23 protein-coding genes and 1 pseudogene are annotated in these 23,943 nt (G+C 69.9%); 9 read left to right on the top strand and 15 right to left on the bottom strand.

What is annotated here, in order from left to right; genetic code table 11:
• Positions 1-23: 23 nt before the first annotated feature.
• The 12 genes from metG to OHB04_RS27235 form a co-directional block, all read right to left on the bottom strand.
• Positions 24-1,589: a methionine--tRNA ligase gene (metG, locus tag OHB04_RS27290; protein WP_326808507.1), complete on the bottom strand. Its 1,566-nt coding sequence runs from the start codon at positions 1,587-1,589 to the stop codon at positions 24-26.
• A gap of 116 nt (positions 1,590-1,705) precedes the next feature.
• Complete coding sequence (locus OHB04_RS27285) at positions 1,706-2,455, bottom strand: glycosyltransferase (RefSeq protein ID WP_326690287.1); 750 nt, start codon at positions 2,453-2,455, stop codon at positions 1,706-1,708.
• Positions 2,452-3,201: a PIG-L deacetylase family protein gene (locus OHB04_RS27280; RefSeq protein ID WP_326808506.1), complete on the bottom strand. Its 750-nt coding sequence runs from the start codon at positions 3,199-3,201 to the stop codon at positions 2,452-2,454. The genes OHB04_RS27285 and OHB04_RS27280 overlap by 4 nt, the downstream gene beginning before the upstream one ends.
• 44 nt (positions 3,202-3,245) lie before the next feature.
• Complete coding sequence (locus OHB04_RS27275) at positions 3,246-3,983, bottom strand: radical SAM/SPASM domain-containing protein (RefSeq protein WP_326690285.1); 738 nt, start codon at positions 3,981-3,983, stop codon at positions 3,246-3,248.
• An 11-nt stretch (positions 3,984-3,994) separates the two neighbouring features.
• Entirely contained in the window at positions 3,995-4,822 is an 828-nt protein-coding gene (locus OHB04_RS27270; RefSeq protein ID WP_326690284.1) for an FkbM family methyltransferase, read from the bottom strand.
• A gap of 100 nt (positions 4,823-4,922) precedes the next feature.
• Positions 4,923-5,843 carry a phytanoyl-CoA dioxygenase family protein gene (locus OHB04_RS27265; protein WP_326690283.1) on the bottom strand — a complete coding sequence of 307 codons (921 nt, stop codon included), beginning with the start codon at positions 5,841-5,843 and terminating at the stop codon, positions 4,923-4,925.
• 51 nt (positions 5,844-5,894) lie between these two features.
• On the bottom strand, positions 5,895-7,130 hold the full coding sequence (locus OHB04_RS27260) for a hypothetical protein (protein WP_326690282.1): 1,236 nt from the start codon (positions 7,128-7,130) through the stop codon (positions 5,895-5,897).
• Positions 7,120-7,593 (bottom strand): hypothetical protein, encoded by a 474-nt coding sequence (locus tag OHB04_RS27255; RefSeq protein ID WP_326808505.1) that lies wholly within the window; start codon positions 7,591-7,593, stop codon positions 7,120-7,122. The genes OHB04_RS27260 and OHB04_RS27255 overlap by 11 nt, the downstream gene beginning before the upstream one ends.
• Complete coding sequence (locus tag OHB04_RS27250; RefSeq protein ID WP_326809534.1) at positions 7,577-8,578, bottom strand: S66 peptidase family protein; 1,002 nt, start codon at positions 8,576-8,578, stop codon at positions 7,577-7,579. The genes OHB04_RS27255 and OHB04_RS27250 overlap by 17 nt, the downstream gene beginning before the upstream one ends.
• A 23-nt stretch (positions 8,579-8,601) precedes the next feature.
• Positions 8,602-9,384 (bottom strand): class I SAM-dependent DNA methyltransferase, encoded by a 783-nt coding sequence (locus tag OHB04_RS27245; protein ID WP_326690280.1) that lies wholly within the window; start codon positions 9,382-9,384, stop codon positions 8,602-8,604.
• Positions 9,381-10,232, bottom strand: a complete 852-nt coding sequence (locus OHB04_RS27240) for a class I SAM-dependent methyltransferase (protein ID WP_326690279.1) — start codon at positions 10,230-10,232, stop codon at positions 9,381-9,383. The genes OHB04_RS27245 and OHB04_RS27240 overlap by 4 nt, the downstream gene beginning before the upstream one ends.
• 46 nt (positions 10,233-10,278) lie before the next feature.
• Positions 10,279-11,337 (bottom strand): amino acid--tRNA ligase-related protein, encoded by a 1,059-nt coding sequence (locus OHB04_RS27235; protein ID WP_326690278.1) that lies wholly within the window; start codon positions 11,335-11,337, stop codon positions 10,279-10,281.
• 909 nt (positions 11,338-12,246) lie between these two features.
• Here OHB04_RS27235 and OHB04_RS27230 point away from each other — a divergent pair.
• Genes OHB04_RS27230 through OHB04_RS27210 form a run of 5 tightly spaced genes read left to right on the top strand, consistent with a single transcriptional unit; the run spans position 12,247 to position 17,580 of the window.
• Positions 12,247-13,656 carry an ABC transporter substrate-binding protein gene (locus OHB04_RS27230; RefSeq protein ID WP_326690277.1) on the top strand — a complete coding sequence of 470 codons (1,410 nt, stop codon included), beginning with the start codon at positions 12,247-12,249 and terminating at the stop codon, positions 13,654-13,656.
• Positions 13,653-14,507, top strand: coding sequence for a carbohydrate ABC transporter permease (locus tag OHB04_RS27225; RefSeq protein WP_326690276.1), 855 nt, complete (start codon positions 13,653-13,655; stop codon positions 14,505-14,507). Before OHB04_RS27230 ends, OHB04_RS27225 begins: the two co-directional genes overlap by 4 nt.
• Positions 14,504-15,415, top strand: a complete 912-nt coding sequence (locus OHB04_RS27220; RefSeq protein ID WP_326690275.1) for a carbohydrate ABC transporter permease — start codon at positions 14,504-14,506, stop codon at positions 15,413-15,415. Before OHB04_RS27225 ends, OHB04_RS27220 begins: the two co-directional genes overlap by 4 nt.
• Positions 15,416-15,457: 42 nt before the next feature.
• A complete protein-coding gene (locus tag OHB04_RS27215; protein WP_326808504.1) occupies positions 15,458-16,519 on the top strand; it encodes a CMD domain-containing protein in 1,062 nt (353 codons plus the stop codon).
• On the top strand, positions 16,516-17,580 hold the full coding sequence (locus tag OHB04_RS27210; RefSeq protein WP_326690273.1) for an acyl-CoA dehydrogenase family protein: 1,065 nt from the start codon (positions 16,516-16,518) through the stop codon (positions 17,578-17,580). The genes OHB04_RS27215 and OHB04_RS27210 overlap by 4 nt, the downstream gene beginning before the upstream one ends.
• Positions 17,581-17,624: 44 nt before the next feature.
• Here the strand turns inward: OHB04_RS27210 and OHB04_RS27205 are convergent, their stop codons facing one another.
• Both OHB04_RS27205 and OHB04_RS27200 read right to left on the bottom strand, forming a co-directional pair.
• Positions 17,625-18,479: a glutathione S-transferase C-terminal domain-containing protein gene (locus OHB04_RS27205; protein WP_326808503.1), complete on the bottom strand. Its 855-nt coding sequence runs from the start codon at positions 18,477-18,479 to the stop codon at positions 17,625-17,627.
• Between the two features lie 164 nt (positions 18,480-18,643).
• A complete protein-coding gene (locus tag OHB04_RS27200) occupies positions 18,644-18,802 on the bottom strand; it encodes a hypothetical protein (RefSeq protein ID WP_326690271.1) in 159 nt (52 codons plus the stop codon).
• Positions 18,803-19,117: 315 nt separating this feature from the next.
• Between OHB04_RS27200 and OHB04_RS41920 the strand changes: the two are divergent.
• From OHB04_RS41920 to OHB04_RS27180, 4 genes and pseudogenes are all read left to right on the top strand, one after another.
• A pseudogene (locus OHB04_RS41920) lies at positions 19,118-19,525 on the top strand (ABC transporter permease subunit); the annotation flags it as partial.
• A gap of 92 nt (positions 19,526-19,617) precedes the next feature.
• A complete protein-coding gene (locus OHB04_RS27190) occupies positions 19,618-20,076 on the top strand; it encodes an RrF2 family transcriptional regulator (protein WP_326690269.1) in 459 nt (152 codons plus the stop codon).
• Positions 20,077-20,271: 195 nt separating this feature from the next.
• Complete coding sequence (locus tag OHB04_RS27185) at positions 20,272-21,204, top strand: sulfite exporter TauE/SafE family protein (RefSeq protein ID WP_326808502.1); 933 nt, start codon at positions 20,272-20,274, stop codon at positions 21,202-21,204.
• A gap of 198 nt (positions 21,205-21,402) precedes the next feature.
• On the top strand, positions 21,403-22,641 hold the full coding sequence (locus tag OHB04_RS27180; RefSeq protein WP_326808501.1) for an acyl-CoA dehydrogenase: 1,239 nt from the start codon (positions 21,403-21,405) through the stop codon (positions 22,639-22,641).
• A gap of 171 nt (positions 22,642-22,812) precedes the next feature.
• Here OHB04_RS27180 and OHB04_RS27175 read toward each other — a convergent pair whose 3' ends face one another.
• The gene (locus tag OHB04_RS27175; RefSeq protein ID WP_326808500.1) at positions 22,813-23,847 is read right to left on the bottom strand and encodes a hypothetical protein; all 1,035 of its coding nucleotides are present in this window, start codon (positions 23,845-23,847) and stop codon (positions 22,813-22,815) included.
• Positions 23,848-23,943 lie beyond the last annotated feature (96 nt).

Raw genomic sequence — 23,943 nt, 5'->3', positions numbered from 1 at the left:
CGCCCCCGGGCTTCCGCTGTCGGTCAGACCACCACGTCGAGCCGCGGGAAGATCGGCTCGGGCCGCTCCATCGCCCTGCCTGCCAGGCCGTCGAGCCAGGCCGAGGGCTCGACGAGGCGGTGGTTCTCCTCACCGACGACCTTGAGGATCTTCTCCGCCGACTCCGGCACGAAGGGCAGCATCAGCAAGCTCGCCTGGCGGATGGCGCCCGCGAGGTACAGGAAGACGGTGTCCATACGGGCGGACGCCGCCTCGTCGCCGCCCTTCGCGGCCTTGGCGAGGTGCCACGGCGCGTTGGCGTCGACGTACGAGTTGGAGGCGCGGATCAGGTCGCCGACGTGGTTCAGCGCCTCACGGTGGTCCCAGCGCTCCATCGAGGCCGTCACCCCGGTGATGGTGTCCGCGACCTGCTGGGCGAGCCGGTCGTCCTGCTCCTCGCGCTCGCCGGACGCCTCCGGGATCACCCCGTCGCGGTAGCGTCCGACCATGCTGGCGACCCGGCTGACCAGGTTGCCGAGGCCGTTGGCCAGGTCGTTGGTGTAGCGCTGGACGAGCCGCTCCTCGCTGAAGTCCCCGTCCTCGAAGGGCGAGAGGTCGGCGAGCAGCGCGTACCGCACCGCGTCGATGCCGTACTTGTCGATGACCGCCACGGGGTCGACCGCGTTGCCCAGCGACTTGCTGAGCTTCTGGCCGTTGGCCGTGATGTAGCCGTGCACCATCGTCTCCGTGGGCAGCGGGAGATCTGCCGCCATGAGCATCGCGGGCCAGTAGACGGCGTGAAAGCGCGTGACGCCCTTGCCCAGGACGTGGGTGCGGGATTCCGCGTCCTCCCAGTAGCGCTTGTAGCGGTCGTCACCGTCGGACCAGCCGAGCGCGTTGATGTAGTTGGTGAGGGCGTCGATCCAGACGTAGATCACCTGGCTCGGGTCGCCCGGCACCGGGATGCCCCAGCCCCGTGCGCGCTCCGTGGAGCGGGAGACGCTGATGTCCTGCAGGCCGGACTCGACGAAGCTCACGACCTCGTTGTAGCGGCTCTTGGGGACCACCTGGAGCCGGCCGCTCTTGAGCGCCTCCAGGAGCCTGTCCTGGTAGCGGGAGAGCCGGAAGAAATAGTTCTCCTCCTTGACCAGCTCCGGCGGGACCAGGTGCTCGGGGCACTTTCCGTCCACCAGCTCCGCCGGCGAGTAGAACTGCTCGCAGCCGACGCAGTACAGCCCTTCGTAGGACTGCTTGTAGATGTCGTCGTTGGCCGCGATCAATTCCCAGACGCGGGAGGCGCCCGCGATGTGACGGGGGTCCACGCTCGTCCGGATGAATTGGTCCTGGCTGAGCTTGAGCTGCTCGGTCAGGTTCTCGAAATAGGCGACGTTCCGGTCGACGAGTTCCCTCGTCGGAATTCCCTCGGATTCGGCCGCGATGACATTCTTCAGGCTGTTTTCGTCGGAGCCGGTGAGGAAGAAGACGTCACGTCCCTGAAGGCGCATGAAGCGCGCGAAGCAGTCCGCCTGAACGTACTCCAGCGCATGCCCGAGGTGCGGCCGGGCATTCACATATGGAATCGTGGTGGAGATGAAACTGCTGTTGCTCACTTCGCCCTCATAACTGTCCGCAGTACGGTCCGCAGTCCGCCGGTCACCCGACACATCCTTGGAGACAGCGTATCCCGTGCGGTTACTCACCGGAGACGGGATTACGCGCATGCGCCCTACCGGTCCAGACCGTGCAGGTCGCGCAGCAGGGGGCGGGCGAGATCGCTGAACAGGCAGTCGTTGCGGCGGATCCACTCCTCGTCCATGGCACGCGTGTACCGCCGACTATGGTATCCGTAGTGGTGCAGGACCCGGATCCCTTCCAAGGGCCACCGCTCCGTGAACACCCGTTCCCAGCTCTTCCAGTGCACGGGGAAGTAGGCGTGGAGATCGCCGAACTCCACCGCCGGTGAGTGGGCGCGCACGACCCGTGTCCAGTAGTAGATGATGCTCTGGTAGACGTCCAGGTCCACCTCCGGCATTTCCTCCAGGACGGCCAGCGTGGCAGCCAGTACGGGGTGGCCGGCGGGCAGAGCCATGCAACCCAGGTGGACGATCTTGCCGTCGTCCAGCAGCAGCACCTCCGGTGTTCCGCTCAGGTCGGCCACCGTCAACGTGTCCGTGTCGAGATACACGCCCCCGTACTTGGCCAGCAGCGCGAGCCGCACGAGGTCCGAACGGTGCGCCACGAAGCGCATACGACCGTAGAGGAGCCGCAGTTCGGGCGAGACCAGCGATTCGAGGTCGAGGGGCTCCAGCGTGACCCCGGGCAGCCGCTCGATCCTGCTGAAATGCACGTTGTCCACGGGGCGCTCGTCCACCACCACGACGACGTTCGAGCCGGGCGTGCGGCACGCGGCGGACGCGACCGCGAGGTAATTCCCGAAGTCGAATTCCTGGCCGGACCAATAGAAGAATATATTCACTTTCCACTCATTCTTTCTGCTGTGCCGGGGTTCGAGGATTCCGGCCTCAGCCCCACCCGCCAGACGAGTTCGGTCCGCAGCGGCCCGTCGAAGGCCAGGAAATGGCCCGCTCGGGAGGCCAGCGGCCCCAGCTGTGACGCGTACGCGAGGGCCGCGTGGTGCTTCACCCGCCACATCTGGTCCGTGAGCCGAAGAGTCCGCGCCTCCGGGAGGCCGAAGCTCTCCGTGACGGGCGCGAGGCGATCCCGCCACACCTCGTCGGCCAGTTCCTCCGCGCCCGGCCCGGCCCAGTGGCCGGACCAGCCCGCGTACGGCTGGTCTGCGTACAGCCACACCTGGCCCGCGCCCAGCGCCTCCAGTGCCGCCAGGGACACGTCTCGGGTGCGGTGGTGGTCGGGGTGCCGGGCGACACCGGCCGGGACGAGTACCAGGGTCTCCTCGGTGACATGTGCCTCCAGCACGTCCGTCAGCGCGCCGGCGGACGCCGGTGCGCCGTAGGCGCCGTCCGGTAGGGGCAGGTGCGCGAAGTCCGCGCCGATGACGCCGCACGCGGCCCGGTCCTCCTCTCCTCTGGCCGCCGCCGCGGCGGCACCGGAACCGAACCCGCACAGCCGGTCCCAGCGGGACGGCGGGCCGTCCGGGGGAGGGCCGCCGTGGACGGTGACGACGAGGGAACGGCCCGCCAGGGTCCCGAGGAGGCCGCCCACGGACAGCACCGCGTCGTCGAAATGCGGGGACACGGCCACCACTCGTTCGTACTGCCCGCACTGCTCTGACGACGGTTCCGGAATCATGTGATCCGGCCGTGGCCGCAGGTGGCGCACTGGTCCAGCGCGAAGTCGCCGCGGACGTTGGCCCGGTGTACCCGCATGCGCTCCTCCGAGGACCACGCCTCCTCGATCGTCATCTCCGCCATGTTCCCGAAGACCTTCCGGGCGAGGAAGTCCTCGCAGCACAGGATGAGTTGACCGTGCGCGTTGATGTGCAGCTCGTTCATCACCACGCCGCACGCCGTGCGGCGCTTGACCGCCATGGGGATGAGTCCGGCGCGGTTGGAGGCGTTCAGCTTGATGGCCTGCGAGGTCTTGTAGCGGATCTTCGGGTGCGAGCCTCCGGACTCGTCGAGGATCTGCTTGACGCCGGGCGGCATCTTCTCGCCGTGCTGCGTGATGACGAAGGCGTCGACCGACGTGTTGAGCTTCTCGAAGAGCTGGGGCGTGAGGTAGTCGCCGTTGGTGTAGAGAGCGATACGGGCCCTCGGCATCTCGGCCCTGGCCATTTCCAGGAGTCGCGGCATGCGCCGGTCGGCCAGTGGTTCACCGTAGTTGTGCGGACTGAACTGGTTGCAGAAGTGGTTGCGTCCCAGATCCTGCACGATCTTGTGAAAGAGCTCCTCGGACATCTGGACCTCGTTCGCCCGCAGACCACGGTCGAAGACGCTGTTCGGGCAGTAGGAGCACCGGCGGTTGCAGTACGTGGTCGTCTCGACCTCGACGAACATGGGCTGATGGTCGGAGAAGAGTCCCATCTACGAACACCTCATTCGCCCGCGCCGAGTTGCCGGGCATAGATCAGCAGGAAGTACCGGAAGTCGGCGGTGAGCCGCAGCGGTGGCACACAGGCTCGGTTCCGCTCGTTGAAATGGCTGACGATGTAGGTGAAGCCGTGCTCGTGGAGACGGCCGAGGATGCGGTGGAGCGTCTGCGGCAGGTCACCGAAGCCGTGGTATTCGATGAGCAACTGGTCCACGAGGCCGAGCCGGTCGCCCAGTTCGTCGATGACGTCCCATTCGGAGCCCTCGACGTTCAGCTTCAGCAGCGACAGCGGTGCGGTCACGTACGCGCTCGGCACCCGGGCGGGCACCGTCGTGAGACGGCCCCTGGGCGACCGTACGCGCAGGCTTCCGGCGTCGTTGCCGGTGGCCAGGAACTCCAGCTCGCCCTCCTGGTCGGCGAGGGCGACGTTGTGCAGCTCCACGTTCCCGACGCCGTTGCGCTCCAGGTTCCGGGTCAGCACCTCGAACAGCTCCGGATCGGGCTCGAAGGCGCGGATCAGCGCGTCGGGGAACAGCGAGCGGAAGCGCAGCACGCTGAGCCCGAGCCACGAGCCCCCGTCGAGGACGACCGCGGGCCGTGCGAGTCCGTCGACGTCGTAGACCCCGTCGCGGAACAGCAGTTCCACGGTCGTCGCGAACGCGCGCGGGTCGCGGTACTCCAGCTCCCACCGGCCGAGCCCGACAACGCCCTCCCGCGGGCAGTCGGGCGCGCGGAGGCGCGTACACAGGTCCGCGAGTTCCTCCGGGTCGATCGTGGTGTCGGCGGCGGGACGAAGGTAGGGATCCGGCACAGTCGCTCCGATCTTGGTCACTGACTGATTCCACAGGTCCCGGCGGAACGCCCGCACCGGCTCCGCGTCGGCCGGAGGGCGGAGGCGGTGGTCAGCTCGACGCGGTCGGGCCCGTCGCCCGTCATGCGCCGGAGAGTACGCGCGACCGCGGCGGCTCGAGGCCGTCGAGTATCTCCAGGTATTCGAGGCCCTCCGGCGCGGGGATCAGCGGAACCTCGGCGGGTGCCTCGGTCCACCGCTGTGAGCTCCAGCCCTGTGTCAGCTCCGGCCAGTCGGGGGTGCGCGGCCATCCGTGCGGGTGCAACCACTCCGGCCGCAGCGGGTCCGTCGGCAGCTGGTAGCGGAAGTCGGCCGACAGACGGACCCGGTCGCTGTGGTTGGTCATCGCCCCGTGCACGGTGAGGCTGTGGAAGACGACGATGTCCCCGAGCTGGAAGTCGGCGGTGGCCCATCGTGGGTCCTCCGGTTCCTCCCGTACGTACAGCGGCCGTGCGCCGCCCATCGTGGGGTCGGGTCGCCGGTACCCCTCGCGGTGGGACCCGGGGAGGATGCACACGCCCTGGTGGTCGTCCGAGCAGGCCGTGAACGGGATCCAGGTCGTGAGCACGTCCGTGGTGACGTGCAGGACGGAGAAGTCCTGGTGCGGCCTGGTGAAGAAGCCCCCCGCGCCGGCCTCGGGGAACGAGACCCTGCCCACCCGTGCCGGATGACAGAAGCCCGGACCGCCGAGGATGCCCGAGGTCAGCTCCAGCAGGGCCTGGTCGTGGCCCAGGGCGTGGAACGACTCCACGCCCTGCAACGCGGCGTATCCCCCGCTCATCGACTCGCCGGTGAACTTGCGGTCGCGGGAGCGCACCCGCGTCGTGCCCGGCTCGTCCAGCCAGCCGACCCCGTGCAGCGCGGCGCGCAGGTCGGCGGAGACGGCCTCGGCCCTGTCCGGGTCGAGGGCACCGGGCAGGTAGAGATAGCCGTCCTCACGGAGCCGCCCGGTCAGACCGTCCGGGTCCTCGCGTACATCACTGGAGTCGCGTAGCGATCGCATGTGGAGCCCCTTCCCGCTGTACACGTGAGTTCAGTGGAAATCGTCCGCAGATCAGTAGAAACGTCCACCCAGCAGGACTTCGCTTCCGGGCGCCCCGCATGTGCCGCAGCGGGCGGACACCTCGGGGACGGTCCGGCCGAAGATCTCTTCCTTTCCCGTCGCGGCGCACCCGCCGCAGCGGGCGACCAGACGTCCCGCCTCCCGGAGGCCGGCCGCGAACCGGTCGGCCGCGGTCCGTCCGAGACGGTCGTCGTGTGCGGCGAGTTCGCCGCGCAGCGTCCCCGGGTCCGGCAGGGCGGGGAGGTCCGCCCTGCGGAGGGGGTGTCTGCGCGCGACGCGCGGGCCCCCGGGCCGTTCCCCGACGACGAGCGGAACGCCCTCCCTCAGCAGCCGCCGCTCGGCGCGCCGGCGGGTGGACTGCCGGGGCCCGGGGTCCACCGTCCGTACCCGGATGTCCCCCCGAGCCTGCTGCGCGCACCGCTCCCGAAGCCGCCGGTCCTCCGCCCCGGCGAGCACCCCGACCTGTGTGTCGGCGAGGACCGAAGGCAGGACCAGGCCGGACGCGTCCCGGTGGTGCAGGGCGACGAGAGCCAGGAGTTTGCCGGTGAAGCCGACATCGATCACTTCCCTGCCGGCCAGCAGCCTGTCGCGGTAGTGACCCGACATCACGTAGAGCGTCGCCGTGACGGTGGGACGCCCGTCGGGGAGGCAACTGACCATCAGCCAGGTCGTCCGGCCGTACGAGGCGAGGCTCCCGGTGCTCACGGTCATCACCGGGAGGCACAGCAGCTCGTGCAGCCGGGTGAGTGCTGCCCGGTGACGCTCCAGCTCGTCCAGGGCGTCCTGTTCCCCGACGAGATGCGTCACTTGGACGGCCGGCCAGATGTGCCGGTCGCGAAAGAGCGGCTGGGCCCCGCCGGGCAGCATGCGCAACAGCCCCCCGACGGCCACCAGCGGATCCTCGCCGCCGTGCTCCCGCAGCCAGCCGACGCTGGCCGGCATGTTGTCGGGTGCCAGCACGAAGGATCCGCCGGCCTCGGGGACGACGGTCTCGTAGACATTCGTGTAGTCGTCGAACACCTGCTGGTACTCGGCGGCGGGCATGAGGAAGGGGTGCTCGACGGTGCGGGGCGACCACCACTGTCCGAGGGCCGACTCGAAAGCCGATACCAGGCGGCGGGCCGCGCGGAGCCCGGCGTCCTGCCACACCGGGATGCCCCGGCCGTAGGACCCGGGCAGCACGAACCGGGCGTCCTCCAGCGTACGGAGGTAGGCGTCAGCGATCACGAGGAGCACTCCCGTCCGTGGTCCGCGGCCCGGGCCGCAGCAGCGCCGCGATGCGCAGCGTCGTACGGCCCCACTGCTCGCCCTCCGCCACCGTCGTCCGGCACACGTAGGGCGCGACGGCGTCCAGCGCGCTCTCCTTGCGGGCGGCCGTCGCGGAGCCGTCCGTCCCGAAGGCCTCGATCATGAGCAGCCGGTCGGTCTGCCCTTCCGGAATGACGGCCCAGCCGAGCGAGAAGGACGCGCAGAGGCCCCGGCGGAGCCAGGAGCGGCTCACGGTCCGGAAGTCGGTGCCCCAGGAGCGCAGATACCATTCGCTCCCGTCCGCCGTCCTGGTCCGGAGGGGATAGCGGAATCCCTGCGGGCTGTTGACGGGGATGGACGGCACCGCGAGCAGCCGCGTGAAGCCGGAATCTCCCAGAAGCCGGGCCGCGCACGCGCTGACCTCGTCATCGAACAGCGGCATCGATCACCTCGACAGACCCTCGCGCCGAGTCGAGGACGACTCGGCAGCCCAGCGGCAGGGTCGGCATGGGGTCGGAGTGGCCGACGAGCGCGCCCACGACGACGGGGAAGCCGCAGTCGGCGTACCGCTCGGCCAGGTGCGCGTGCAGTGCCCCTTCGAACTCCGGTGGGGCCCGGAACCCCTGACCCACGATCATTCCCGCCAGGCTGTCGGTGAGGCCCAGCATGCCGAGTTGGGTCAGCAGCTGATCGACCCTGCTGACGGAGGTGGCGCAGGTCTCCCACAGCAGGACCGCGCCGCGGAGGTCAGGGAGGTACTCGGTGCCTGCCAGTACGGACAGGGTTTCGAGGTTGCCGCCGAGGAGCGGGCCGTCGGCCCTCCCCTCGGTGATCCATAACCTCGGCGGAGCGGTCTCCGGCGCACGCGCCCGGGTGTCCTCCGCGTCCCAGAGCAGGAACTGGTCGGTCCGCTCCGACGGCTGCCGAAGCGGACCGGCGGCCACGGGACGGCTCAGGACCTCGCAGAAACTGTCCCGGGTGTACGGAAGGGGCGCCGGGAACTCACCGAACTCCGCCAGCAGGGTGGGTCCGTGGAAGGTCACGACCTCCGACTTGGCCACGCAGGCGAGCAGCAGCGCCGTGATGTCGCTGTATCCGATCACGATCTTCGGGTCCTGCCGCAGCGCGGCGTAATCGATCAGCGGCAGGACCGCGTTGCACGTGTACCCCCCGATCGTGGCGATGACCGCCCGCACCTCGGGGTCGCGGAGGAAGCCGTTGATCTCGGCGGCCCGCTCCTGCGGCGTGCCCGCGCTGTCACCGGTGCTCCAGGTCCGCGCTCCCTCCCTGACCTCGAATCCCATGCCCCGCAGCGCGTCGGTCGCGCGGCGGAAGCGCTGCGGTGCCACGGGCGCGCCGGGTGAGGACGGGCTGATGACACCGATGACGTCTCCCGGCCGCAGGCTCGGCGGCCGGGCGGGGTGCACTGCGTTCCAGGGCCCGTCCAACCTCACGCCTCCAGTGCCTTGGTGAGCACCCACGTCTCCCGCAGCGTCTCCGGGCCCGCCGGGCGTCGGCTGTAGTCGTCGTGGATCTCCACGCCTGAGAACCCGGCGCTCCTCGCGAGCGACGCCAGGTGGGAGCGGTCGTAGGCTCGCTGACGGTGGTGTTCCTCGTGCCGGGTATAGGTGCCGTCCGGCGCGCGCACGAACAACGTGATCAGGAAGTCGCAGCAGGAGGTGGCAGGTTCGAACCTGTTCCGCCACACGTACGCGAAGTCCGCCAGGTCGTCGCCGTAGTGCGACGACCCGAACATCTCGCTCAGCTTGCGGTGCGAGTTGACGTCGAAGATGAAGGTGCCGCCCGGTCGCAGCACCCTGCCGGCCGCCCGCAGGGTCTCCCGGAGGCCGTCTTCGTCACTCAGGTAGTTCACGCTGTCGAAGACGCAGAGGACCGCGTCGAACGGGCCGTCGGCGGGCAGTTCGGGCAGCTCGGCCCGGACGAGCGGGATCTGCGTGCCCAGCTTCTCCCGCGCACGTTCCAGCATGCGGGCCGAGCGGTCCACGCCCGTGACGGAATAGCCCCGCCCGGCCAGGTGCCGCAGGACGGTGCCCGTCCCGCAGCACAGTTCGAGAACCTCACGGACCTCGACAGGGCCGGACCGCCACTCTTCCTCGACGAAGTCGCACCACGCCTCGTACTGGTTCTCGGCGGTCCAGCGGTCGTAGACCTGTGCCAGATACTCGTACGGCTCCGCCGCCTGGCGTGCCGTCGGCCCGGTCGCTCGTGTCACGGCTTGTACACGTGAACTATCAGGTTCACCCCGCGATCGGCCCATCCCGGCAGCCCGTTCACGGCGAGTTCCTGCTCAAGCGCGGCCTCGAAGATGGCGGGGTCGTCCAGCGACTTGGAGATCTCGCTCATCTTCTCGTACGGGTAGGTGAAGTCCTCCGGCTCGGGGGTGATGAGACTCGTGACCCCGAAGACGCCGCGTACCTCGAAGCCTGCCTGGGTCGCCAGCTCGGTGAGGGCGTCGGCGGAGAACACCCGGAGAGCGGGAACGTGCGGTGCCCACTGCACGATCGAGGTCTCCGCGAGCTTGCGGATCTCGTCCGCGGACGCGTGGTCCCTGTTGAACTTCGATGCCAGGGCGTTGGCGAACCCCTGACCCATGACCAGGCCGTGCTTGCCCGGCTTCAGAACCCGGTGCATCGTGGCGAACGCCTGACCGGGGTCGGTGTTGAAGCTGAGCATGTTGTAGATGCTGACGAGACCGTCGAAGGAATCGCTGGGGAGTTCCGGAGCGTCCTCGATGTCGCAGCGCAGAAGCTCGATCTTACCGGCGACGTCTTCGGCCTCCGCACCCGTGAGGCTCTTGGCCGCTTGATCGAGCATGGCGCGCGACCTGTCGGCGACCGTGACCCGCGTCCCGAGCTCGCGAACGGTCCACCGGGCCCAGCGCCCGGTGCCCCCGCCCGCGTCCAGCACATGCTCGTCCGGCTGTACGTGGAGGTGACGCCGCATCAGCTCGCGTACGACCTCGTCGCAGAGCCGCCAGTACGAGGCCTCGTAGAAGCCGTCCACGTTCTGTGCGTACGGCTCGAAGAACTGCTCGAACTCTTCATCGTTGATCAAAGTCATGCGTGTGCCCCTCCCCGTTCCATGCCGTTGAGTTCCTGATGAATGATCAGGGCTTGAGCGCGAGATGCGTTCGCGGGAAATGGCAGACATCCCAGATCGCCGGCATCTCCAGCACGCCTTGGAGAAGACGCTCCCAGCCGAGGCCGAACCCTGAACTACGACGCCAGCCGTCCAGCTCGCGCGTTTCCAGATACGGTGCGTAATCCTGCGGAGGGAGCTGGAATATCTCGGCCTTCGCCGCGAGTTCATCGGTCCCGCCGATGCGTTCACCGCTGCCGACTATCTCCCGGTAGCCGGGCCAGATGATGTCCGCGTTGTGGGCGGTCTTCGGGTCCGAGTCCTGGATCTCCGCGTGGTAGAAGGGAACCTCAAGGAGCGGGTAACGGCTGACCGTCACGGGACCACCGCAGATCCAGGTCAGCCGGATCTCCTCCCAGCTCCCGAATGTCCCTTCGGTGGTAAAGCGACGGAACCGGTCCTCACCGGTGTCCTCATGAAGTAGTTCGAGCGCCTCGCGGAAGGTCAGATGCGTGTAGGCCGAAGGTGCTGTCATTGACGCCAGTTCGGCCATCCTGTCCGCCGACAGGAAATGCGCGAGGGACTCCTCCTCTTTCTCCAGGAGTTCTTTCAGGACGGTCGAGAGCAGGCCGATAGCACAGCGCAGATTGTCTTCCTGCGGAACCCTTCCCTCGAATTCGATGTGATGGAACTCCGAGAGATGGGAGAAGTCGCTCGTCTCCAGCCGGAAGGAGTTGTACACGCTGTACACCTCGTCCACTCCTGGCTGGGCCAACGCCAGCTCAAGGTAGATCTGCGAGGACTCGGAGAGGAACGCCGGATCCGGCAGATCGAACCAGGAGAGAGTGACGGGGGAAGTGTCCGACGTGTAACTTATCGCCTCTTTCCCGTACACCGCCCCGGGTGACGAGATCATGCGCGTGATGAGAGGGAGGAGAGTGAAGAGCGCACCGCGCCCGGCGAAATACGAATGGGCTGCTGAGAAGACACGGTGATTGATCTTGGCGATACTCGCGAACGATTTGTCCGTCGCGAGATCCTGCACTCGACTCCGAAACCTCGAAACCGGCGCCTCGATCTTTCTCACATCATCGATCTGCCCATGAACGCGATTACCTCGGAACCGAATACGGCCGTCATCCAGCGCCTCGTATGGACCCAGCAATTAACGCCCCTTCTCACCGGTCAGATGATGACCATCAACGCCTTCGAGTGTCACTCGACACACTGAAGTGACATCGATCCAATACGCGTGAGGGTCGAGCCAGCTATCCTGATTCGAGATTCGTTAATGAAAATTCGGACTGATCTTAGCTCCACGAGTCGAGACCTGTCCAGAGTCGCTATGACGCAAATTCGCGACCAAGTCGTAGCGAATTTTGGGCGATATAGCCACCTCCGACCCTCGTGCCCCGGTTGGGCTCTCCGCCGCAGGGCGCTGGATGAGCGTTCCGGCAACGGCGGTCGGGGCAAGACAGCCGCTGACCGGTCCAACGCCGGTCCCGTAGCGGCGTGTTGGCCCTCCGCGCAGTTCGCGATGAGGGGCCCTGTCGTCGGACCGGGTCTGCACGACCGGCGCGTCCGGGGGTGGTGAGCGCGACACCACAGCTCGCCCTCCCCGGCGCCTGAATCGTTCGGGAGCGGGCAGCGGTGTTCAGCTGCCGGAAAGCGCGCTCGGATTCAGGATCAGAAGACGGTTGCGGCTCTCTTGAGCCCGGTTCTGCCGGGGAAACTTGAGCCCGGTTCTGCGGGCCGTGTGCAATCGTGCTCCCCAGCCGGCCCGAAGTCACCCAGTAGTTGCTTTGACAGCGGATGAGCCCACCGCATAGCTTCACGGTCATCTGTATCGCACAAGGATCCGAGGAGGCGGCTGTGGGAGCTCTGCGTCTTACCCAGCGCCGGTACCTCGATCTGCGGCGGTCCACCTCCACGGGATGTTGAGCGGTCCCTTTCCGCACCGTCCGTTCTCCCTTCGCATCTCCTCCCCCGGACCGCCATGCCCTCCGCTCGCATATCGCGGCGCGGCCTGCTGTCGCTGGCCGCCGCGTCCGCCACCGCCGCCTCCGGTTCCGCACTGCTCTCGGCATGCGGCTCCGGAGCCGCCTCCGGCGGCAAGGTCGTGCCCTTCTACACGACCGAGTCGGACCCCAAGTCGCTCGCCTTCTACCGCTCCGTGATCGAGAAGTTCGAGCGCGGGCATCCCGGCGTCACCGTGAAGATGACGCTGTACTCGGACGAGAACCAGCTCCAGTACCTCCAGTCGGCCATGCAGACCGGCACCGACATCGGCGTCTTCGCCCCGCCCGCCGCGAACATCCTCGACTGGGCCGTGAAGGGCTATCTGCTGCCGCTGACCGGCATGATCGAGGAGATCGGCGAGGACGACTTCCTGCCCGGCACCCGCATCGTGGACCGGGGTGAGGACTACGCGATGCCGTTCCAGGCCAACGCCTCGGTCCTCTATTACCGCAAGGACCTGCTCGACAAGGCGGGCATCGACCCGCCACGCACCTACGGCCAGTTCCTCGGCGCGGTGCGCGAGCTGCACGGCAGGGACGGAATCGACGGAATCTCCTCCGGCGCCGGAAACACCCCCGGGATGACGACCCAGTTCCTCGCCCCGTACGTCTACCAGTCGGGCTGGGACTACTACGGCCCGGACGGCGAGGTCCTGTTCGGCAAGGACGAGGTGCTCGACGCCGTGAAGCGGCACGTCGCGATCATGCGGTACGGGCGCAAGGGCGCGTACAACACCAACTACCCGGACCTGATGAACACCTACATCTCCGGGAAGGCCGCCTTCGCGACCATGGCGGGCAGGCTCGGCGTCAACCTCGCCGCGCAGAACCCGAAGATCGCCGAGGTCACCGGCGTCCTGCCGGTCCCGGCGGGCCCGTTCCGCACCGGGCGGCTGGCGTACGGCGGCAAGAACCAGTACAGCGTCTTCGCGCACACCCGGCACAGACGCGAGGCCAGGGCCTTCCTCAAGGAGCTGACCACCGGGGAGAACGCGCTGAAGTTCTCCCTCACCGTCCCCGGACACCTCGTCCCGCCGCTGAAGTCGGTCAAGGCCCGGCTCCGCGAGGAGATCGGCGTCTCGGACGACCCGTACCTCAAGAAGCACGGCGGCTGGGTGCGCACCATCGTGGATCTCGTCCCGGACGCGATGAGCCCCGACATGGCCATGGGCTCGGTCGTGAACAAGCGCTACGACGGCAAGCGCTCCAACCCCTGCCCCTGGGCGGGCAAGGCGTGGGCGCCGCCCCCGGCCGACGCGTCGATGGTGCAGTCGATCCTGCTGCGCGGCGACGACCCCGAGCAGGCGTGGCGCCGGGCGGTGGACCAGTTCGCCTTCGCGGCCCGCGACTGGAAGTCGGCCAATCCCGAGTGGAGGCCCGCGGCATGAGGACCCTGCACCCCGCGAGGACCAGGCCCTTCGGACCGGGGCGTGTGCTCCAGTACGTGGCGCTCGTCGCCGTCGTGCTCATCGCCGACCTGCCGCTGCTGTGGATCCTGTTCACGGCCGTCAAGCCGGACGAGGAGATCATCTCCTACCCTCCGACGTTCCTCCCGCACGACGTCACGCTCGACAACTTCCGCACGCTCTTCGAGATCTCCTCCTTCGGCACGTACCTCACCAACTCGCTGATCGTGGCCGCGGTCTCGACGCTGCTGGTCGTCGTGCTCGGCACCTGTGCCGCGTACGCGCTCGTCCGGTTCCGGATACCGGGGCTGCGGTGGATCGGGGAGCTGTCGCTGTTCGCGTATCTGGTGCCGCCGATCCTCGTGCTGGTGCCGGTCTCGCAGCTCGTGGCCCGGTTCGGGCTCGCCAACAACCTCGTCGCGCTGATCGTGATCTACACGGCCACGCTGCTGCCGTTCGCGCTGTGGACGCTGCGCTCGTACTTCCACGGGCTCACCGTCGAGCTGGAGGACGCGGCGATGGTCGACGGCTGCACCCGGTTCGGCGCGTTCGTGCGGGTGGTGCTGCCGCAGTCGGTGCCGGGGATGGTCGCGACCGCCGTGTTCGCCTTCAACGCGGCCTGGAGCGAGTACCTCTTCGCCTCCACGCTGATGGCGGAGCCGGAGAAGCTGACGCTCAGCCCGGGGCTCTCGCTGCTCATGGACCAGACGAGCGTCTACTCCTGGGGCGTGCTGATGGCCGCCGCGCTGATCGTGGTCGCTCCCGTGCTGGTGCTGTTCGTATTCGTCCAGAAGTTCCTCGTCGGCGGAATCGGTCAGGGGGCCGTGAAGTGACTGCCACAACGCGGAAAGCGCCGCGCCGGGGCCTGTCCGACCGTGCGCTCGGCACCCTCATGCTGGTGCCCGCGCTCCTGTTGCTGCTCGTCTTCGCCGTCCATCCCTTCCTCGCCTCGGTCTTCGACAGCTTCTTCCGCGTCGACTTCCTCACCCGCGAGCACACCTTCCTCGGCCTGGAGAACTACCGCCGCCTGTGGGAGGACCCGGCCGTGCGCGGCGCGTTCGGGCGCAGCGTGCTGTGGGTCGCGGGGAACGTCGTGATCCAGGCCGTCGCCGGGGTCGCCGTCGCGCTGCTCCTCAACGCCGGGCTGCGCGGCCAGACCCTGGCGCGCGGGCTCGTGCTCTTCCCCTACGTCGTCCCCGCCGTGGTCGCCGCGATGGTGTTCCGCTTCGCGTTCAACGACACCTCGGGGATGGCCGGCTATCTGCTGCGGGCGCTCGGGCTGAGCGACACTCTGGTGAACCCCTTCGCCGACCCGGCCACCGTGATGTCGGCGCTGGTCGCAGTGAACTGCTGGAAGTACGTGCCGTTCATCGTGATCGTCGTCCTCGCCCGCCTCCAGACCCTGCCGGGCGAGCTGCGCGAGGCGGCGGCGCTGGACGGGGCCGGGCGGTTCGGGGTCTTCCGGTACGTGACACTGCCGTGGATCGCGCCCGCGCTGATCGTCGCCATGCTGATGCGCACGATCTGGACGGCGTACGACTTCGATCTGCCCTACCTGCTCTCCGGCGGCGGGCCGATGGACACCTCGACGACCGTCCCGCTGGAGATCAAGAAGCTGGCCTTCGCCGACCAGGACCTCGGCCTCGCCTCCGCGCTGGCGGTGTGCGTGGCGATCCTCCTGGTCGCGGGCGCGCGCCTGTATCTGCGCGCGTACCGGGCGAGCGAGGACGCGACGGGCTGAGCCCTCCCCGCAAGGCCCCCAGGAACCCCCGAAAGGCACCCCATGTCTGCAACGTCCGACGTGATCGACGCCGTCGCCGGTACGCCCGCCGCCCTGCGGACGTACCGCGACAAGGCGCACGCCCACACCCAGGGCGCCCATGCCGCGCTGCTGACCGGCACCGGCGGCCTGCCCCGTGCCGAGCGCGCGGGGCTCGCCGCCTACGCCGCCGAACTGGACGGCGCGCGGGCGCTGGCGGCCCACTACCGGGACCTGAGCCCGGCCCCCGCCCCGTCCGCGCGCTTCGCGGCGCTGCGGCGCCACGCCGACCTCCTCGTCCTCGCCCCCTCCACGGCGGGACCCAAGGACATCGCGGCCCTGACGGAGGCGGGCTGGGAGGCCCCCGAGGCCGTCGCGGCCTCGCAGCTCGTCGCGTTCGTCACCTACCAGGCGCGGCTCGCGGCCGGGCTGCGGGCGCTCGGCGGGCTCCCGGCGGAGGGCGGGGAGCTCCCCGCGTACGACGTGGCGAGCGAGGGGCGCCCGTTCACCATCGACGCGCTGGAGTGGGACGCCTGGGTGGAGACGGTCGACGTGAACCGGGCCACGCCCGAGCAGCTCGCCGTGCTGGAGGAGTCGCTGCCGACGGCGAAAACCTCGCCGTACTACCTGGCGCTCGTCCACGATGTGACGTCGCTGCGCGAGCGCTCGCGGCTCTACAACGCGATCATGTACGCGCCGCGCGGGCTGGACCGCCGCGACCGGGAGATCGCCGCGCTCGCCGTCTCACGCGTCAACGGCTGTGTGTACTGCGCTTCCGTGCACGCCCGGCGCTTCGCCCAGCTCAACAAGGCCGACGAGAGCGCGGCACCGGCCCGGGCGATCCTCGACGAGGGCCCGGACGCGGACACGGGCACCGCGCGGCGGCGTGCCGTGGCCGACTTCGCGGTCCGCCTCACCCGCGAGCCCAACCAGCCGCTCGACCTCACGGCGCTGCGGACGGACGCGGGGCTGGACGACACCGAGATCCTGGACCTCGTCCACGTCGTCGCCGTCTTCGCCTGGGCCAACCGCCTGATGCTCACCCTGGGCGAGCCCCGCACCATCTCCGAGGAGCCCCACGCATGACCGACACGCTCGACCACCCCCTCGTCGCGGCGGCCCACCGGCTGGCCGACAACGTCCTCTCCCCCGCCGCCGAGACGCACGATCGCGAGGGCGTCACGCCCGAGGCGATCGCGGCTGTGAAGGCGTCAGGCGTGCTGGGGGTCAACGCACCGGCGGCGTACGGCGGTGCGGAGGCCCCGGCCGCCGTCGGCCGGGAGATCGCCGAGACCCTGGCGGGCGCCTGCTGCTCGACGTTCTTCATCCAGGCTCAGCACCACACGCCGGTGCGGACGCTGGCCGCGGGCGGCGAGGACACGGCGGCGGCGCGCGAACGGTGGCTGCGCCCGCTGAGCGAGGGCACGGTGCTCGCCGGGATCGCCTTCTCGCACCTGCGCGCCTACCCGAAGCTGCCCGTACGGGCCACCCGGGTGGCGGGCGGCTGGCGCTTCGACGGGCGCGTGCCCTGGTACACGGGCTGGGGGCTGAACGACGTGTTCCTGCTGGGCGGTGGGACCGAGGACGGCGAGGTGGTCTTCGGCGTCGCAGGCGCCGGCGAGCAGCCGGGGCTCACCGCCACGGACCCGCTCCAGCTCGCCGCGCTCACCGGTTCACGCACGGTCGGGCTGCTGCTCGACGGGCTCGTGGTGCCCGACGAGGCGGTGGCGGTGCGCCTCCCGCACGAGCGCTGGGCGACGGAGGACCGGCCGAAGAACACCAACACCAATCCGGCCGTCTTCGGCGTGGCCCGCGCCGCGCTCGACCTCGTCGACGCGTCCGGCGACGGCGAGGCCAAGGAGACGGCGGGCGTCCTGCGCGAGCGCCTGGACGCGGCACGCCGGGACGCCTACGCCCTGGTCGACGAGGTCGCGCCCGCCGAGCGGCTGGACGACAGGCTCGCGGCCAAGACCCGGGCCTACGACCTGATGCGCGCCGCCACCACGGCCGCGATCGCCGCGGGCGGCGGCCGTGCCTTCGGCCTCTCCCACCCGGCCCAGCGCCTCGCCAGGGAGGGCCTGTTCCTCGTCGTACAGGGCCAGACCCCCGAGGTCCGCACGGCCCACCTGAAGGCCCTGCGGTCCTGACGGGGGCCGGGCACGGTTCGGGGGAGGCGCGGCAGGCGGCCCGCCTACCGCACCGGCTCCGGAGCCTGCTGTGACGCGTACGCCGTCCAGTCCACGATCCGCACCGCCGCGCCGGCGGCCTCGTGGCCCCGGCAGTGGGCATGATGCCTGCGGTCGATGCCGTCCACGTCGAGGTGGGAGCCGAAGGCGGGGAGCGCCGCCAGCCGTCGCGCGTACGCCCACAGCCGCGGGTGGCCGGTGATGCTGTGCACCGCTCCGGCGTCCAGGTGCCAGCGGTGCACGGTGTCCAGTCGCAGCAGGGTCACCCACACCTGCACGTCCGCGAGGGTCGGTTCGGGGCCCAGCACGTACGGCTGGGAGGTGAGCCGTCGCTCCAGTGCGTCAAGTCCGGAAAGCAAGGTGGCCAGGGCCGACGGGTCGGCGCCCGGCTGCCCGGCACGCTGCGCCGACGCGGTGATGCCCTGCTCGCAGAGCCGGGCGACCTCCGCCAACTCCTCCTCGGTACCGCACGGGTGGAGCTCGGGGCCACCGGCGCCGAAGCGCAGGGCCAGGTCCCGCAGGATGTCGGGGGCGTGAGTGCTGACGATGCGTCCGGTCCACTCGTCGCTGAGCACCGGCGCCACCGCCGGTCCGGGGTGCTGGTGCGAGCTGGTCTCGTACAGCGGGCGCAGCGCCTGATGTCCGCCACCTGGCGCGTCGGGCACGGCGGGCAGCAGCGTCACGGGGAGGGTGTCGTCGAGGCCGAGCAGGCTGTTCGTGATGGCGATCTGAAGACAACGCGGGCAGGAGAGTGTGAGGTGGAGCCGGTAGCGGCGTGGCACAGCGTGGTAACCGCTGCGCGCGTCACGCCCGATCCTGCTCCGGAAGGACGGCACGGCTGTCGGGAGTGGGGCGGGCATACGTCTCCCTCGAAGTGCGGGGTTCGCCCGGTACCTTCGATGTGCCGGTCACGGACACACGACGGCACCGGCGCGCGGCTGTTCCGGCACGCGACGGCATCGGCGCGGCCGGGAGAGGTGCGGCCAGGGTGTGGCCTGGATGCGGTACTTGTGCGGGAGGGGAGTCAGGCGTGGTCCGGGGCGGGGCCGCCACCGTGCGGGGAGTCCGCCGCGCTGCACACGCGCACCAGGTCGATGTGGCGACGGGACGTCAGGAGGGGCAGCGGCCGGATGGCGACACGGACATCGTCGCCGCCGAGGTGGTGCAGCGCAGCACGGCCCATTGATCCCTACCAATTCACTAGGATTCCCGTTTTGGAGTGTCCGGCCGCGTCGCCCGCTCCGTCAAGAGGTTCTCCCGATCCTCACTCGGCCGTCTCACCACGTGAGAGGGGCCCGGTTCCCGGTCATCGCTGATGCGGCGTGGGCAGGCCCAGGTGGCCGCGCAGGGTGGAGCCGTCGTACTCGGTGCGGAAGACGCCGCGTTCCTGGAGCAGCGGGACGACCCGGTCGACGAAGTCGTCCAGGCCGCCGGGAAGGACCGACAGGCCGCCGGGAAGGACCGACAGGCCGCCGGGGAGCGGGGGCGATTGCGTGACGAATGGGACGTGGTGGGCCGGTACTTCACCACGCCAACCGTGCTCGACGGATTGCCGCTGACCCTTTGGCTGACCGGTGCGGTCATGGTGCTCGGCTTCCTGCTCGGCACCGCACTGGCGGTGATACGGCTGTCGGCAAACCCGGTTTTGCGCACGCTGAGCCGGGGCTACGTGTGGGTCTTCCGGTCGACGCCGCTGCTGGTGCAGCTGCTGTTCTGGTTCAACATCGGCGCGCTGTACCCGACACTCGGCCTCGGTATCCCGTTCGGCCCGCAGTTCGCCACCGTCAAAACGGTGCATCTGCTCGGCCCGACCCTCACCGCGGTCATCGGCCTGACCCTGCACGAGAGCGCCTACGCCGCCGAGGTGGTGCGCGGCGGCATGCTCTCCGTGGACTCCGGGCAGACCGGTGGCCCGCGCGGTGCCGCGGGACCTGAGCCTCGGGACGCCCGCCACGACACCAACGGAGGAGCAGCGGGTCCTCGGGGCATAATGCCGTCATGCGGATCTCGGCCAAGGCGGACTATGCGGTGCGCGCCGCACTTCAGCTTGCGGGGGCCGAGGCAGGCGCACCGCTGAAGGCGGAGGCCATCGCCGAGGCACAGGACATCCCGCACAAGTTCCTCGAAGGCATCCTCAACGACATGCGTCGCGGGGAGCTCGTCGTCAGCCAGCGGGGCATCAACGGCGGCTACCGGCTGGCGAAGCCGGCGGAGGACATCAGCATCGCCGACATCATCCGGGTCGTCGAGGGACCGCTGGTCTCGGTGCGTGGCGTGCGCCCTCCGGAGCTGTCGTACAGCGGACCGGCCGAGTCGCTGCTGCCGCTGTGGATCGCACTGCGGGTCAACGTCCGGCGGATCCTCGAAGGCGTCTCGCTCGCGGACGTGGTCTCCGGCCGCCTCCCCGGTGAGGTGTCTCTGCTGACCGAGGCCCCGGCCGCCTGGACCAATCCCTAGCCCTCCGGCGTCTCAGCGCAGCCCTTCCGGTATCTCAGCGCAGCCCTTCCGGTATCTCACCGACCGGCCGCCGCCCACGGACCGGGACATTCCAGTCCGGATGATGGACAGCCGCTTGTGATGCCCGCTCTCTCCGGCCATCATTCCTACTAGTCCGGTAGGAAAACTAGGATCCACCGACCCGAGATCCGTGAGGTGACTGTGCGCACGCTGATACTGCTGGCCCTGGCGGGGCTCGGTGCCCAACTGGTGGACGGCAGCCTGGGGATGGCCTACGGCGTCACCTCCACCACCCTCCTGCTGGCCATCGGCACGAACCCGGCTGCGGCCTCCGCCACCGTGCACCTCGCCGAGATCGGCACCACCTTGGCCTCGGGCGCGGCGCACTGGCGCTTCGGCAACGTCGACTGGCGCGTGGTCGCCAAGATCGGGATCCCCGGCGCCGTCGGCGCCTTCGCCGGCGCGACCTTCCTGTCCAAGCTGTCCACCGAGACAGCCGAACCGCTGATGTCCCTCCTGCTGCTGGCCCTCGGCCTGTACGTGCTGCTGCGCTTCACCCTTCAGGGGCTGCCCACCGGCAACCTGGGCAAGCCGCTGCGCAAGCGGTTCCTGGCCCCGCTGGGCCTGGTGGCCGGATTCATGGACGCCACCGGCGGGGGCGGCTGGGGACCGGTCGGCACCCCGGCGATCCTCGCCAGCGGCCGGATGGAGCCGCGCAAGGTCATCGGCTCGATCGACACCAGTGAGTTCCTGGTCGCGGTCGCCGCCAGCCTCGGGTTCCTCTACGGCCTCGGCTCCGAGGGCATCAACGCGGGCTGGGCGGTCGCGCTGCTCATCGGCGGACTCGTCGCCGCACCCATCGCCGCCTGGCTGGTGCGCCACGTACCGCCACGGGTACTCGGCTCCGGGGTCGGCGGCATCATCGTCCTCACCAACGTCCGCACGCTGCTGCGCAGCGACTGGCTCTCCGTCGGGGACGCCGTCCAGTGGACCGTCTACGGGATCATCTACGCGGTGTGGGCGGCAGCGCTGGCCCACTCCATCCGGGAGCACCGCCGCCAGCCGTCCCCGCAGGCGGAGCCCGCCGCGGAATCCGCCGACGAAGCCGCGCAACCGGCGTCCACCTGAACGAACCCGCGCCTGGCCGGTGACGGTGACACTCGTCACCGGCCGGACCGGTGACGGTGATGCCGTTCACCACCCGGCACCCAATGCCCTGCGTCCACCCCTCTTCTCTGGAGGCTCACGCGTGACACCGACCCCCCGTCTGCCGCTCTGTTCCCCGCACGCCTGGCGCCGGCCGTGATCCTGCGTGAAGAGGCTGCCGTGATCCTGCGTGAAGAGGACGGGGCGGATGACCCCGAGGGATCCCCGGAGCACTGGGAGCACATCGCCCGCGAGCTCGCTGACGACCTCGCCGTCGACGCGCCCGAGCGCGACCGGGCCGGCCGGCCGCCTGTCGAGGAGATGGCACGGGTCCACGAGTCCGGCCTGCTCACCGCGCTCGCCCCGCCCCCGCCCGAAGGCGGCGGCCTGGCGTGGCCGTTCGCCTTCCGCATCGTCCGCCGCCTCGCCGCCGCGGACAGCTCCATCGCCGAACTGCTGGGCCGGCACTACGTCCTGTCCTGGAGCGGACGCCTCCTGCTGCCCACCGACCGGGGGCTTTCCTGGGAGGCCCACACGGTCGGCCCCGGCCGGCTGCTGGCCGGCGAGACCGGATCGGGCGCGGACACCGACCGGGCCATGGACGACCCCCTGACGGTCACCGCCGACGACCGCGGCTACAACCTCAGCGGGCGCAGCGCGCTGGTTCCGGGTGCCCTGGTGGCCGACCGCATCGTCCTGTCGGCCCGCCGCGCCGGCACAGGAGGGTCGCGCGCGGTGCTGCTGGTCGATCCGTCCGACACCGCGGTCACCCTCGATCCCGTGGACCACCTGCTCGGCCAGCGCCTCACCGGTTCCGGCACGCTCACCTTCGATCACCTGGAGGTCAGCGAGAACCAGGTGCTCGGGTCGGTCGCGGGAGACGAACACCTGGCGCCACCGATCACAGCCCTCGTTCCCCTCGCGCTCCGGATGATGACCGCCCACGTGGTCCTCGGCATCGCCGAAGGGGCGCTGGCCGAGGCACGCGACGCCACCTTGATCACGTCCCACGCGCACTCGTCCGCCCGTCGGCGGCACGACCCCGAGCCCCTCACGACCGGCCCCGACCCCGACCTCCTTCAGACGTACGGGGAACTCGCGGCAGCGGCCCACGTGGCAGCGACAGTCGTCGAGCACGCGACACACGCCCTGACGGACGGCGTCCTGCGAGGGAGGGAACTCGACGCCGAGGAGTGCTCGCGGATCGCCGTGTCCGTGGCGACGGCCGAGGCCACCGCCGGCGAGTCCGCGCTGCACATCACAGGACGCGTCCTGGAACTCGTCGACGCCGCGGACATGGACCGGTTCTGGCGCAACACCAGGACCCTCACGACCCGCCGATCGCCCGCCCGCCGACTGCGTGCCATCGGCGAACACTTCCTGTACGCGGCACGCCCGGTACACGCGCTGGGCGCCTGACAGGAAACCGCGCCGTCGCCCAATGGCAGGTCGTTGCTCAGTGGCAGGTCGTCACCCGATGGCAGGTCGCTGCCCGATGGCAGGCGGTGGAACCCTCGGAGACGTTCTCGCCGACGCCACCAGGGGGGGGTGGGATCGAGCGCGGGTGTGCCGACCGGTACGGGTGCCGGGTCACTGGCCCTGCGTCTGCGTCTGCGCCTGCGCCTGCGCCTGCGCCTGCGGTGACCGCGGCAGACGGGCGAGCAGCAGGTTGGGGTCGGCCGCCGTGGTGTAGGCGGCGCTGAGCACGTAGAGCCTGCCGTGGCGCAGCGCGACCGAGGTCGGGTTCTGGAGACCGTCAGCGGCGTTCAGCACGGTCGAGGAGGTGCCGTCGCGCCGGATGCGTACGACCTCGTTGGGGGAGTTGAGGGCGGCGACTATCTCGTCGCCCTTGCCGGTGAAGGCGAAGTCGTCGATACCGACGAGGCCGGTGGCCCGGGTCTGGACCGGGCCGGGCCGCCCGGTGTGGCCGAACGGGACGCGCAGCACGGTGCCTTGGTCGAGGTTGGTCGCCCACAGCGCGCCCTTGTGGATCTTCAGCCCGTTGACGCCGAGGAAGCCCTTCGCCGCGAGCTCGGGAGCGGCGGACCAGGTACTCGCTTCGCCTCCCCTCGTGGGAACGGTGTAGATGGCGCCCTTCACGGAGTCGGCGGCGTAGAGCCTGTCGTGGCGCTCGTCCAGCGCCAGGCCGTTGGGCAGGCCGTCGGCGGGCAGGGCGGCGATACGGTGCGGAGTGCCGCCGGGACGCAGCCGCCACAGGCCGGTCAGGTCCGAAGTGCCGCTGGCGTAGAGGAAGTACAGCGTCCCGTCGTGGGCGCGGACGATGCCCGTGGTCAGCGCGAAGCCGAGCGCGGGGGTTTTCACCCCTCCGTCGGCCGGATTCGGCATGGTGGCCAGGATCCGCGTTCTGCCCTCCGGGCTGACGGTGGCAACCTGCCGGGCCTTGGCGAAGGTGACGTCGGCTGTGCCGTCGGGTTCCAGCGCGATGTTCTCCGGCAGCTGTCCGCGCGACAGGTCGAAGTGCGCGGCGATTCGGGCCTTCGCGGTCGGCACGGCGTCGGCCGGGGAAGCCGCGTCGGCCGGGGAAGGGGCCGCCATGAAGGCGGTGACGAGGGTCATTCCGGCTGCGGCGAGCGCGGAAGCGAATATGGCTGACTTCTTCTTCATGTTTCCTCCACGGCTGTTTTTGGGCGCACGGCATCACGGATGCGTTGCCGGGCTGCCGATCAGTGGATACCGATCAGTGGTTATCGATTGCTGGTT

It is taken from the genome of Streptomyces sp. NBC_01775, from assembly GCF_035917675.1.
Classification (GTDB): domain Bacteria; phylum Actinomycetota; class Actinomycetes; order Streptomycetales; family Streptomycetaceae; genus Streptomyces.
This window is presented reverse-complemented; position numbering and strand designations above follow the sequence as displayed.

Coding starts and splice junctions, on each gene's coding strand:
- OHB04_RS27275 (WP_326690285.1), bottom strand. CDS start 3,983: ATGGGACTCTTCTCCGACCATCAGCCCATGTTCGTCGAGGTCGAGACG.
- OHB04_RS27265 (WP_326690283.1), bottom strand. CDS start 5,843: ATGCGATCGCTACGCGACTCCAGTGATGTACGCGAGGACCCGGACGGT.
- OHB04_RS27255 (WP_326808505.1), bottom strand. CDS start 7,593: ATGCCGCTGTTCGATGACGAGGTCAGCGCGTGCGCGGCCCGGCTTCTG.
- OHB04_RS27240 (WP_326690279.1), bottom strand. CDS start 10,232: ATGACTTTGATCAACGATGAAGAGTTCGAGCAGTTCTTCGAGCCGTAC.
- OHB04_RS27230 (WP_326690277.1), top strand. CDS start 12,247: ATGCCCTCCGCTCGCATATCGCGGCGCGGCCTGCTGTCGCTGGCCGCC.
- OHB04_RS27225 (WP_326690276.1), top strand. CDS start 13,653: ATGAGGACCCTGCACCCCGCGAGGACCAGGCCCTTCGGACCGGGGCGT.
- OHB04_RS27215 (WP_326808504.1), top strand. CDS start 15,458: ATGTCTGCAACGTCCGACGTGATCGACGCCGTCGCCGGTACGCCCGCC.
- OHB04_RS27210 (WP_326690273.1), top strand. CDS start 16,516: ATGACCGACACGCTCGACCACCCCCTCGTCGCGGCGGCCCACCGGCTG.
- OHB04_RS27205 (WP_326808503.1), bottom strand. CDS start 18,479: ATGCCCGCCCCACTCCCGACAGCCGTGCCGTCCTTCCGGAGCAGGATC.
- OHB04_RS27200 (WP_326690271.1), bottom strand. CDS start 18,802: ATGGGCCGTGCTGCGCTGCACCACCTCGGCGGCGACGATGTCCGTGTC.
- OHB04_RS27190 (WP_326690269.1), top strand. CDS start 19,618: ATGCGGATCTCGGCCAAGGCGGACTATGCGGTGCGCGCCGCACTTCAG.
- OHB04_RS27175 (WP_326808500.1), bottom strand. CDS start 23,847: ATGAAGAAGAAGTCAGCCATATTCGCTTCCGCGCTCGCCGCAGCCGGA.